At 34.8% G+C, this 12,751-nt stretch carries 10 protein-coding genes; 4 read left to right on the forward strand and 6 right to left on the reverse strand.

Features of this window, described 5'->3' with window-relative positions:
* Positions 1–85: 85 nt before the first annotated feature.
* Both OD90_RS04415 and OD90_RS04420 read right to left on the reverse strand, forming a co-directional pair.
* Positions 86–1,126 carry a PLP-dependent cysteine synthase family protein gene (locus tag OD90_RS04415; RefSeq protein WP_144667150.1) on the reverse strand — a complete coding sequence of 347 codons (1,041 nt, stop codon included), beginning with the start codon at positions 1,124–1,126 and terminating at the stop codon, positions 86–88.
* A gap of 137 nt (positions 1,127–1,263) precedes the next feature.
* Entirely contained in the window at positions 1,264–3,324 is a 2,061-nt protein-coding gene (locus OD90_RS04420; RefSeq protein WP_261374459.1) for a S9 family peptidase, read from the reverse strand.
* A gap of 132 nt (positions 3,325–3,456) precedes the next feature.
* On the opposite strand from OD90_RS04420, the gene OD90_RS04425 reads away from it, so the two are divergent.
* Positions 3,457–3,780: a YbaB/EbfC family nucleoid-associated protein gene (locus OD90_RS04425; protein WP_144669637.1), complete on the forward strand. Its 324-nt coding sequence runs from the start codon at positions 3,457–3,459 to the stop codon at positions 3,778–3,780.
* A gap of 113 nt (positions 3,781–3,893) precedes the next feature.
* Here the strand turns inward: OD90_RS04425 and OD90_RS04430 are convergent, their stop codons facing one another.
* The 4 genes from OD90_RS04430 to OD90_RS04445 form a co-directional block, all read right to left on the reverse strand.
* The gene (locus OD90_RS04430; protein WP_144667159.1) at positions 3,894–4,922 is read right to left on the reverse strand and encodes a threonine aldolase family protein; all 1,029 of its coding nucleotides are present in this window, start codon (positions 4,920–4,922) and stop codon (positions 3,894–3,896) included.
* A 107-nt stretch (positions 4,923–5,029) separates the two neighbouring features.
* A complete protein-coding gene (locus tag OD90_RS04435) occupies positions 5,030–7,426 on the reverse strand; it encodes a zinc-dependent metalloprotease (RefSeq protein WP_144667162.1) in 2,397 nt (798 codons plus the stop codon).
* A gap of 146 nt (positions 7,427–7,572) precedes the next feature.
* On the reverse strand, positions 7,573–8,451 hold the full coding sequence (locus OD90_RS04440; protein WP_144667165.1) for a zinc-dependent metalloprotease: 879 nt from the start codon (positions 8,449–8,451) through the stop codon (positions 7,573–7,575).
* A gap of 386 nt (positions 8,452–8,837) precedes the next feature.
* Positions 8,838–9,482 (reverse strand): LON peptidase substrate-binding domain-containing protein, encoded by a 645-nt coding sequence (locus OD90_RS04445; protein WP_144667167.1) that lies wholly within the window; start codon positions 9,480–9,482, stop codon positions 8,838–8,840.
* 143 nt (positions 9,483–9,625) lie between these two features.
* Here OD90_RS04445 and lysA point away from each other — a divergent pair, with 143 nt between their 5' ends.
* The 3 genes from lysA (at position 9,626) to OD90_RS04460 (ending at position 12,692) form a co-directional block, all read left to right on the forward strand.
* Positions 9,626–10,843, forward strand: a complete 1,218-nt coding sequence (lysA, locus tag OD90_RS04450) for a diaminopimelate decarboxylase (protein ID WP_144667170.1) — start codon at positions 9,626–9,628, stop codon at positions 10,841–10,843.
* A gap of 84 nt (positions 10,844–10,927) precedes the next feature.
* Positions 10,928–12,043: a serine hydrolase gene (locus tag OD90_RS04455; RefSeq protein ID WP_144667173.1), complete on the forward strand. Its 1,116-nt coding sequence runs from the start codon at positions 10,928–10,930 to the stop codon at positions 12,041–12,043.
* 85 nt (positions 12,044–12,128) lie between these two features.
* Positions 12,129–12,692: a PhnA domain-containing protein gene (locus OD90_RS04460; protein WP_144667175.1), complete on the forward strand. Its 564-nt coding sequence runs from the start codon at positions 12,129–12,131 to the stop codon at positions 12,690–12,692.
* Positions 12,693–12,751 lie beyond the last annotated feature (59 nt).

A 12,751-nucleotide genomic window follows, 5' to 3' on the forward strand; every position in this document is an offset into this window, starting at 1 on the left:
AATACAAACACTATAAAATCTACTGAAATTACGGCAAAAAAAAACTCCTTGATTAAAGGAGTTTTTTAAAATTATAAAAAAAGAATTATTTAATGTACTCTATGGTAGCAACAGCTTCTTCATTTTGACTATCAAAAAAGCCTTGCTCATGCATCCACTTATCAGAAAAAACTTTACTCATGTACCTACTTCCATGATCTGGAAATACAACAACAACACAACTATTTTTAGTAAACTCTCCTTGAGCCTCAAGTTGCTTAAGCCCTTGTATAGCTGCTCCACTTGTGTATCCTACAAATAAACCTTCAGAAACTGCAATCTCTCGCGCACTATGTGCACTTTCTTCATCAGTTACTTTTTCAAAATGATCTATCGCATCAAAATCTGTTGCCGATGGAATTAGATTTTTACCCAATCCTTCAATTCGGTAGGGATAAATTTCAGAAGAGTCAAACTCTCTAGTCTGATGGTATTTTTGCAGAACAGAACCATATGCGTCGATCCCAACTATTTTAATATCCTTATTTTTTTCTTTCAAAAATCGAGCTACCCCAGAGATCGTACCTCCAGTACCACTACAAGCTATAAGGTGCGTAATTTTACCTTCTGTTTGTTCCCAAATTTCTGGCCCTGTTGTGTTGAAATGTGCATCAATATTGAGCTCATTAAAATATTGATTAATGTATACAGAGCCCTTCATTTCTTCATGAAGGCGCTTTGCAACACTGTAATAAGATCTAGGATCATCTGCACTTACGTGGGCTGGACAGACATAAACTTTTGCTCCCATTGCTTTGAGGGCATCAATTTTATCTGGTGAAGATTTTGAACTTACCGCCAGTATACAGTCGTACCCCTTAATAACACTCACCATCGCAATACTAAATCCTGTATTTCCTGATGTAGTTTCTATTATAGTATCTCCCGGTTTTAAAATACCAGTACGCTCTGCTTCCTCAATAATATGAAGGGCTATACGGTCTTTTGAAGAATGTCCTGGGTTAAAGGCTTCTACCTTTGCAAAATAACTTCCTTCAAAGTTGTTTGTAATCTTATTTAACTTGATGAGTGGAGTGTTACCAACTAATTGCAACACATTATCATACACGTTTAGATCTCTATTCATATATCAATGTTAGAATTTTATGCGTGTTTCCAGTTGAAACATTTACACAAAACAGGGCAAAAATACTATAAATATTCCTAATGGAATAATACGCTACCAGCTCAATCTCATGCAGTTATAAACAACCGTTACATTTTTTATTTTTCAATACCTTCTAAATCTAACAAAAATGTATAGTCTTGTGCAACTTCTTTGAGCGCTTCAAATCGCCCAGATGCACCGCCATGACCAGCATCCATATTAATATGAAAGAAAATATTCTTCTCTCCAGTATTTATATCTCTTAGTTTTGCAACCCATTTTGCTGGTTCCCAATATTGCACCTGACTATCATGATAACCCGTTGTAACAAATATATGCGGGTACGCTTTCGCGAAAGCGTTATCATAAGGGCTATAACTTTTCATATAATCATAATACTTCTTCTCGTTAGGATTTCCCCACTCGTCATATTCTCCAGTAGTGAGCGGTATGGTATCATCAAGCATGGTGGTCACTACATCTACAAAAGGCACCGCTACAATCACACCATTATAAAGTTCTGGTGCCATATTAATAATTGCCCCCATTAATAACCCCCCTGCTGAACCTCCGTAGGCGTACAAATGATTTGCAGAAGTGTAATTTTGATCAATAAGCAGCTTTGATACATCAATAAAGTCTGTAAAGGTATTCTTCTTTTTGAGTAATTTACCCTCTTCATACCACTTACGCCCTAAGTACTCTCCCCCACGTACATGTGCAATGGCATAAATAAAACCTCTATCTAAAAGCGACAATCGTATACTTGAAAAAGAAGCATCTGTAGTGCTCCCATAGCTTCCATATGCATATTGAAGTAATGGAGCGTTGCCGTCTTTTTTTGTGTCTTTATGATAAACTAAAGAAACGGGAATCTTAACTCCATCTTGGGCTGTGGCCCAAATACGTTCCATAGTATAATTAATTTTATCAAAAGTCCCCCCTAAAATTTCCTGTTCCTTGAGAATTTTTTTCTCTTTACTAACCATGTCAAATTCGATAACAGAGCTTGGTGTATTGAGCGCATTATATGCATACCTAAGAATCGAAGTATTAAAATCTATGTTTGTGGTAGGATATGCGTCATAGGTTTCATTATCAAATGGTAAGTAATAATCTATTTGATGATCCCAACTTTTTATATTTATTTTATTAAGGCCGTTGCTACGCTCACTTACAACGAGAAAATCTCTAAAAATCTCTACATCCTCCAGTAAAACATCTTCCCTGTGTGGTATTACATCTACCCAATGAGACATTGTTGTTGTTGACTCTGGGGTTTTCATCAATTTAAAATTGTAGGCCTTGTCTTTATTGGTTTGTATATAAAAAAAATCATCATAGTGAGATATAGTATATTCCATACCACGTACACGTTCTTGAAAAATTTTAAAATCTGAGGTTCCTGATATAGCAGGCGCAAATCTAAATTCGCTAGTGAGAGTACTATCAGACCCTATCACTATATATTTTTTTGATTTTGTTTTATACACATACGTATAAAATGTTTCATCATTTTCTTGAAAGACAAGAATATCTAAAGATGGGTCTGTTCCTAGGGTGTGCTTAAAGATTTGGTTTGATCGTAATGTTTCTTCATCTTTACGGGAGTAATAAACTGTTTTATTATCATTTGCCCATACAGCACCACCTGTAGTATTTTTTATTTCTTCTGGATAGATTTCTCCCGTGATTAGATTTTTGAACTTTATAGTGTACTGACGTCGACTCACAGTATCAACTCCAAATGCAGCCACGGTATTATCTTCTGAAACAGCATAACCGGCCTGGCTAAAATAAGCATGATCTTTTGCCATCTCGTTGTTATCAAAAACAATAATTTCTTTACTATCTAAAGTGCCCTTTTTACGACAATAAAAAGGATAATCTTTACCGGTTTCAAAACGGCGATAGTACCAGTATCCATTATTTTTATAAGGGACTGAGGCATCCTCCTCTTTAATACGACCTTTCATTTCTTCAAACAGTGACTTTTGAAAATCCTTCGTGTGAGCTGTCATTTGAATGTAATACTCATTTTCTTTCTCTAAATAATCTATCACCTCTGGGTGATCTCTTTCTCTCATCCAGAAATAATCATCTACTCGAGTATCTCCATGCATTTCTAGGTTAACAGGCCTTTTAATTGCTACGGGTGCTTGATTTTTTTTACTCAAATTGTGGGCTTTATAAAATGTAATTAGTCTTTGATTGTAGAATATTGCAAAAAGAACTAAATGTTTCTTAAGTTAAAATTTGCGGGCTGTGAATTTAATAAATTTGTAGTTATAAATTTTAAAAACAAGATTATGTTTGGAGATATGATGGGCTTAATGGGGAAACTACAAGAAGCTAAAGCTAAAGCAGAAGAAACAAAAGAAAGACTTAAGACAGTTTATGTAAACGAAAAGTCATCAGACCAATTACTTGAGGTTACTGCTGTAGCAAATGGTAGAATAAAAGAAATCCTGATAAATGATTCTCTATTGGAAGATAAGGATCAACTTGAGGATTATTTGATTTTAACTATTAATAAAGCACTAGAGAAAGCTCAGAATATACATGATACAGAAATGGCGGCTGTAGCAAAGGAAGGAATGCCAAATATCCCTGGTATGGATATGTTTAAATAATTTTTTATAATGTGCACGCTTTCGCGAAAGCGTATAGATACTAAAAGCTATATACCACCTTCTCAAAAGGTGGTATATAGCAATGTATTGATTCAAATTAAATCAATAATTATTTATTCAACTTTTAAATTCTTTAAGAAGTTCATTAAGTAATCATGAGCATCTTGAGAATAATCATAGTGAGTGACAATTCTCAACTTCCCTTGACCCATATCACTTATGTATATATCGTTACTTAATAATTGTGAAGTAAAGACATTTTGATCTACCTCCTTTTTAAGGTTAAATATCAAAATATTGGTGTCCATAGGCTCTACATTAGAGACAAAATCAGTGTTAGCCAATAGTGCTCCCAGTTCTTGAGCCCTTTTATGATCTATTGCCATGCGATCGATGTGATGTTCTAAAGCATATAATCCTGCCGCCGCCATGTATCCCATCTGGCGCATACCACCACCTAAAACTTTGCGCACACGCATAGCTTTATCCATTAACGGTTTTTTTCCGATAAGTACAGAACCCATAGGAGCCCCCAGACCTTTAGATAAACATACAGATATGGTGTCAAATAATTCGCCAAAGTCTGTAGCCTTACTATCTGTAGCAACAATAGCATTCCATAAGCGAGCTCCATCTAGATGCAGTCCAAGACCATGTGTATTACAAACTTGTTTGATCTTTTTTATTTCCTCAAGGTCATAACATGCCCCACCTCCTTTATTGGTTGTGTTTTCTAAACAGACCAAACTCGTGAGAGGACTGTGATAAAAATCTGGCGGATTAATAGCTGCTTCTACCTGTGGGGCAGTAATCATTCCGCGATGACCATCAATTAGCTTACAAGAAACGCCACTATTAAAGGAAACGCCACCTCCTTCATAATTATAAACGTGTGCATACTTATCTGCAATAAGCTGCTCTCCAGGTTGCGTATGCATTTTAATTGCTGCTTGATTGGCCATACTTCCTGTGGGAAAGTATAAGGCGCTATCCATACCAAACATACTTGCGAGTTTTTCCTCAAGCATATTCACAGTAGGGTCTTCTTTGTAAACATCATCCCCCACTTCTGCTTTCATCATAAATGAGAGCATTTCATTTGTGGGCTTGGTTAGTGTATCTGAGCGTAAATCTATTTTCATATTACTTTTATACTGTATGAAATAATTTTTATGGACTAACTTAACTACTAAATAGCTTAAGCTTATTTTCTAAATTTTTTTGAGAAGTATACGCTTTCGCGAAAGCATTATTCCATACAACCTATGGGTGATCCATCTGGAATCTTAGGAGAAGGAATAATTTTAAATTTTTCTGGGGATTTCATAAATGCATCGATCTCATCAATTAGAAAAGAATGGTGTGGATCTTTTACTGATTTTGAAAGTGTAGCTCTTAGAGTTTTCAATTGTGCTCTAGCATATGCTTTTGTTTGTGGTATTGAGATAGGGCTTATAGCTAGATTTTTTAAGTGCTTTACAACATTAAAATTTATAGATCGCTGGATTTCCTCTTTATAGGTATCTTTTTGCTTAGCAAAGAGAGTTTCTTTAACAAGTTGAGATAACATTGTATTAAGTCCCATTTGGTTTTGATCTATTGATTTTTGATACACCATTCTATTGGCTCTCTGAGGATTGAGTAATAAGCCAAGAGTCATATCACTAGCTGTTGCGGCTGCTCCTAAGGGATCAAAAGCAACTCCAAGATTACTTTTAAAACTTTCACGTGTGCGTCCATATCCATAAGCTCTGGGAGGAAATAGTGCTAATTTACTTTTTGGAATGGCTAGATGCTCTGAAGTTACAGTTTTTAAAACACTGGCGAGTGCTTTCCTTTGCTCTTTATTGCTAAGAATAACTGTTGCTTCTAGGTTTGGATCTCCCTTAACTGTATAGTTATAATTCATTCCTCCTATCATTTTTACAGCAGCTTCAGTTTGATATCTGTGATAAAAATATAGTGGAACAAAAACATCCTCTAAAGTGGACAGTGTCTCCCCTGTCCTTATGTTTTCTATAGAAAAATTAGCAATGGCTTTTGATCTTAATTTCAATAATTGATCAAGTTCCTCTGCAGGGTTAGAGCCGTTATCCCAAAGGTGAGCTTTATAGTGTGCTCCATCTTGTGCTCTTGCATCACTATCTGTAATATAACGGAGCCCTTCACTTTCTGCTTTTAAGAGAATATTTGAACGATACTTCTCCTCAGCTACGTTTCTTTTAGGGATACCATAACTGTATTGAACAGTCACTTTATCCCAAACACCTATACCTGTAGCGTAAGCATCAGAAAAATCAATCTGATCACCACTCCAACTTAATGAAGGGTGTGGATAATCCATAACACTAGCACGACCATTCGTACTGGAGGCAAAATTATGAGCAAAACCCAAGGTATGACCAACCTCGTGAGCACTTAATTGTCGAATTCTGGCCAGAGCCATATCAAGCATAGGTTGATAATTATCATCAGCATTCTTAAAAGGTTTGTTCATTAATGCCTGCGCTATTAAAAAATCTTGCCTTATTCTAAGGCTCCCTAAACTCACATGCCCTTTAATGATCTCTCCTGTACGAGGGTCAGTCACACTTGCCCCATAGCTCCAGCCCCTGGTACTGCGGTGTACCCATTGGATCACATTATAACGTACATCCATTGGGTCTGCATCTGGAGGAAGCATTTTAACTTGAAAAGCATTTTTAAATCCTGCCGCTTCAAACGCCTCATTCCACCAACTTGCACCTTCAATTAATGCAGACCTTACAGGCTCTGGTGTGCCTCTATCTAAATAATAAATTATAGGCGCTACTACTTCACTAAGTTCAGCTTCTGGGTCTAATTTTTCTAAACGATGTCTATTTGCAAATCGTTTTACGATGGGATCTTGTATTGGGGTTGCATAATCTAGAAAGGTGGTGGCAATAGAACCTGCCCTAGGGTCAAACGTTCTAGGGGAAAAATTATCATCTGGAAGCGCTACAAAAGAATAATGTTGTATGATACTAATTGCACTAGACTCAGGAGCTACAGTACGTATATTTCTACCTGTAGCCTCTCCTTTAAAAGTGAGTAGTGATTCAAATTCTGTATTTTCTGGAAAACTTTTAGTTCGTTCTAAGAACAAGGCACTCCTAGTTTTATCTATTTTATAGTTTCCTTCTTTAAGTCTTTTAAGTCTAGAAGCTACTCCATGAGTATCTTCCATTAAAAATGGTGTGAAATCAATGAGATAAACCCCTTTAGATGTCTCTTTTATAGGAAATCCAAAAAGAACAGATCTTGCAAATGCTTCCTCAATGGATTTTTTTTCTAATTCATTATCTGTGATTGCTCTATAGTTTTGATTAGGCTGTGTGAGTAGTAGTTTATTACCTACTTTCTGAAATTTCACAATAGCAGTACCCCCTAACTGGCCGCGATCTAAACCTATATCATTACTTCCAAGTCCCGTGCGCAATGAGTGTACGAAAATAAATTCTGTATCAAGCTTATCTACCTCTAGATACAGTTTATCCTCACTTTGATCATAGTGAGTTGTAAAAAAACCCGTTTCTGTGAGTAGGTTTTTTTTTGATTCTAAAAACTGTGCTATTGCCGTGCTTGCTGTAAAAAGTATTACGGCAAGAGTGATGTATTTTTTCATAAGTACTTTTGTGACAGTCTAAGATACGAGTTTAGCTATGTTGGAGCAACCGTAAAAATGTAAAGTTAAGCTTTCGCGAAAGCATAAAAAAAACACCTTGCCTAATTAGACAAGGTGTTAAAAATAATTTTATTTAAATGCTTAGCTTAGTACATTGCTTGCAATGCTACTACATCATTTGAAGAAAATTCACCATCTTCTCCAGCTCCAAAACAAGCTTGCATGATAGAGTCAAAGTCTCTCGTTGGAGTACCAGGTAATTGGATAGCTCCAACTCCAGCAGTACCTTCATTTTGATTAGATCCACAACTTGCACGATCATAGTAATCAGAGTGACGGAAACCTATAGAGTGGCCAATCTCGTGAGTGATTACGTGCTCATTTGTGTTTGTATCTAGTCCTTCTAGACCGTAAATCTGTACAAATTTATTAGGAAGTCCGTTTGATGGGAAACCAGCCACACCTCCACTAACTCCTGGATTATTTGCTGAGTTGTCATATACAACCATGTCCTTATTACCGTAGTTTGTTCCAAAAGTAAGGTTAAAACGTAATGCAGATCCAGAAATTCTGTTATAGTTATTTACCGCCCACTGCAAAGCTGTTTGAGCCTTACTAGAAAGTGCAAAACCACCACCAGTATAACCGATGATATCTACTGTACGGTTACTTCCTGTCACAAGGTTATTAGTTCTAAACTGACGAGTTGCTCCATCAACTTCCATAATAGCATCTAACTGTTTATTAGTAACTACTAAGTCATCGCCAATATATATACGACTCTCTACAGATCCATCTGGAAGGTGAAAATCACCTTTTGTTACAACTCCTGCATCAAGACCTAGGTGTGTGATTTTACCTAAAACCTCTTGATCAGTTACCATTGCTCTACCTGCAGATGAATTAACTTCCTCTACTGCTGCTTCCTCAATTTCCATTGCATCTACAGATTCTTTTTCACAAGATGTGAATGTAAAGGCCATTGCTGCTAAAGCAAAAATTCCAACTTTAATTTGTTTTTTCATTTTAAATAATATTAGGGTTATTGTTATTGAACATGACGAAATTAACTATTTTTAACACGCAAAGCATAATTATTAGCACAAAAATTAATCAATCTTTGAATTTTTATCAATTTACTAATGACTTACAGTAACTATTTATAATACATTAATAATAGTAGTAATAAACCTACAAAAAAATACAACCCACATATTATAAAGCACTTACAACTAAACAACAGAAAGTTCACCTCAATGTAAGACTTTAAAAAACTGACTTAAAAGACGCGCTATAACCTGAATAATAATTTTCAAAAAATTATTTTTTTTGAAAAATTCTTATTTAATTACGAATATTAACATAATATCATCAAATGTTATCTATAATGTTAAGCTTTACAAACAATTCATTAAGTATAATCTTTAAATTCTAAAGGATCAAAATTTTTAAAATGGCCATTAAGCTTTATGGTTTCCTTTGTTCGATTTATAGCTTTTAAGACTGGTAGAGTAGTTTTTAAGTGCTTGATAATATATGCATATCGCTCTGCCTCAGAAGTGATTTTGAGCAATTCATGTTCTTGTTTAAAAGTAAGGCCTATTTTGTGTGATAGCGTGTAGCTATTTGTGAATTCATCTTGAATTATAGGGGTGTCTATATCTAACATGCTGTAAAATTGTTTTAGCAATTCTAAAAAGACGCTTTTACCAACATCAATATTGCAATCTTCATTCTTTAAAAAGATAACATCGCCTCCTGCGTATAATTTATCGTGTAATGTATTATAAAATCGGGAAATTTTAAACGTTTGTAAACCTTCACAAATAATATCACATGCTCCAGAAGGGTATTTTTTTACAATATCGATAAGTCTGACCTCTGTTCCATATTCGATGGTATTATTGATATAAGTGGGTATGCCAAAATTTATAGCTTCATTATGACAATCAGCTATAAGTTGTTGGTATCGCTTTTCAAAAATATGTAGTGCTATTTTCTCACTTGGGAAAACGACCAGCTCAAGTGGAAACATGGGTAATATTCTCCTAATCATTGCTATTTTAATTTAAAATATACGAAGTGAATTTTAAAGTGTTATATAATTCACAACATTTAACCTTATTGTTCAACTTTAAAATAAATTATAGATCACCATCTCAACAAACTCAATTAATTTTGGATTTTTAATTAAGCTACATGACAAATAAAGATTTATTAAATATTGCCACACAACACGGAAGCCCAGTGTATGTATATAATTCCGAAGTTATTACAAATCAATATAAAAGATTAACAGACGCGTTTAAAAATATTGAACAGCTACGACTTAACTATGCGGTAAAAGCCTTAAATAATATTTCTGTGCTTCAACATTTGCGTAGTCTTGGATCAGGTTTGGATACCGTATCTATTCAGGAAGTGAAGCTAGGCCTACTGGCTGGTTATACTCCAGAAAAAATAATATACACCCCTAATGGTGTGTCACTACAAGAAATTGAACATGCTGCAGCTATGGGGGTTCAGATAAATATTGACAACCTATCTATTCTTGAACAGTTTGGGACAAAACACCCTTCTGTTCCTGTATGTATTCGTATTAATCCGCATGTGATGGCTGGTGGTAATGCAAATATATCTGTAGGTCATATTGACAGTAAATTTGGTATAAGTATACACCAGCTGCCTCATATACTTCGTATTGTACAAAACACAGGTATGAATATTAATGGTATTCATATGCATACTGGCAGTGATATTTTAGATATAGATGTTTTTATTTACGCTACAGAAATCCTTTTCGAAACAGCTCAAAAATTTAAAAATTTAGAATTTATAGATTTTGGAAGTGGCTTTAAAGTTCCTTATAAAGATGGTGATATAGAAACTGACATTGAAGAGCTCGGCAAAAAGCTAACTATACGATTTAATGATTTTCAAAAACAGTATGGCAAGCCCTTAACACTAGCTTTCGAGCCTGGGAAATTTTTAGTAAGCGCTGCTGGGAAATTTTTGGTCAACGTAAATGTTATTAAGCAAACTACCTCTACTGTCTTTGCGCAAGTTGATAGTGGTTTTAATCATTTTATTAGACCTATGCTTTATGGGAGTCAGCATGAAATTGAAAACATAAGCAATCCTAAAGGAAAGCAACGCTTCTACAGCGTTGTAGGCTATATTTGTGAAACAGATACTTTTGCAACAAATAGACGTATCAATGAAATTTCTGAGGGCGATGTTTTAGCCTTTAAAAATGCAGGAGCTTATTGTTTTACAATGGCTAGTAATTACAATAGTAGATATAGACCAGCAGAAGTAATGTGGAAAGATGGGAAAGCTCATTTAATCCGTAAAAGAGAAACCTTTGATGATCTTATCGTAAATCAAATACCACTAGAATCTCTTGTGGAAGCTTAGAAGATTTCTATAAAAAAGATTAATTTAATCACAAAGATCGAGTGCGCTCTCGGTCTTTTTTTATTGAATGAGTATCTTTAAATTATGAATAAAATCTACCTACTATTAGTTTGCATTCTTACTGGATGTAGCAATCCCTTAGAAAAAGTTTCTAGATCTAAAAACCCTATCATTAAGAATGTAATGACTAATGATGCTATATACGAAGTTCAAATCATTTATACAGAGATTGATACCTCAGATACAGGAGCGATTGTATTTAAAGATTACAGTTACAAATTAGATCAAAATGAATATTTTTATCCAGCTAGTACAGTTATGCTACCTATGTCAGTCTTTGCTGCAGAGTATGTGGAATCTATAGATAAAATTAATCTAGATACACCCTATGCTATTGCAAAAGATTCTCTAAAAAATTCTGTTGCAAACGATATTGAGCTGCTGCTTACAGAGAATGATGCAAACGCCTATAATAGGTTATATGACCTCGTAGGTAATGAATTTATAAACAAACGCTTTCGCGAAAGCGGACTTTCACCCTCACAAATTTCACACAGACTCGATATAGAAAATACAGATTCTATGACACATAAGGAGTTTATCTTCTTTCCTGGTTATACAGATGACCCTGTACGTAGTTTTAAGAAAGAAGATACTTCTATTGAAAAATTACAGTTAAAAAATACATCTAAAGGGAAAGGTTATTTTGAAAAAGGCAGCCTTGTAAACGAGGCAAAGGATTTTAGTCATATGAATTACGTTCCGTTATCATCATTACATACTTTAATGAAAAGACTTGTATTTCCAGATAATTTTGACAAAAATGTGCAATTTAAGATAGAAGAGTCAACACGGTTACGGATTTTAAAGACCATGAATGCTTCAAATAAAGAAACTGATGTTTTATCTAATGAAGTAGGTGATTATAAAAATTTCTATATGCAAGGAGATAGCATAAATCAAACTCCAGATTACTTAGAAATTTATAACAAAATGGGATATGGCCTCGGCACCATGACAGAAACGTCCTATATTAGTGATCAAAAAAATAACATTTGTTTCTTCCTTTCTGCCACCATTCTAGTAAACAAAAATGGTGTTTATGACGATGCTATTTATGAATATGAAGAAGTAGGATTGCCTTTCTTATCTCAATTAGGGAAAGAATTTTACAAACTAGCATTGTTGCGCAAAGATTAAGTCATAAACATTATTCAAACATATCCGCTATTTTTTGTTTCTTCGCGTTTTCGCTTAAAGAGAAATTTAATTTAATCTAAATATTGTGAGCTTAAGAGAATTAAATAAAAGAAGCTTAGTTTGTGAGTTATGTACTAATCAGTATGACCTTGCTCCATTTACTGTGGAGCCTCGCGAGGAAGAGATTCTAGCCTGTAAAACGTGCATAGCACAAATCGAGAATCCTGAGCTTGTAGATCCTAATCACTGGCGTTGTCTAAATGATAGTATGTGGAGTACAGTTCCTGCAGTACAAGTGGTTGCTTGGCGCATGCTAACGCGTCTTAAAAACGAAGGATGGCCGCAAGACCTTCTAGATATGATGTACATGGAAGAGGAAACTCTAGAATGGGCTAAAGCTACAGGCGAGCATATCGAAGAAGATGAGAATACACTAATTCACAGAGATTCGAATGGAACAAGGCTTGAGGCTGGTGATAGTGTAGTACTAATTAAAGACCTTGATGTTAAAGGAGCAAACTTTACTGCCAAACGTGGAGAATTTATGCGTAATATCTCTCTGGTCCACGATAATGAAGAACATATTGAAGGCCGCATCCAAGGCCAGCAAGTGGTAATTGTCACAAAATGGACAAAAAAATCAAACTAAAAACATTAAGATCATTAATTGTAAAAAGCAGATAGGCACTTATTATTAACATTAAGTGC

It is taken from the genome of Dokdonia sp. Hel_I_53 (assembly GCF_007827465.1).
GTDB lineage: Bacteria > Bacteroidota > Bacteroidia > Flavobacteriales > Flavobacteriaceae > Dokdonia.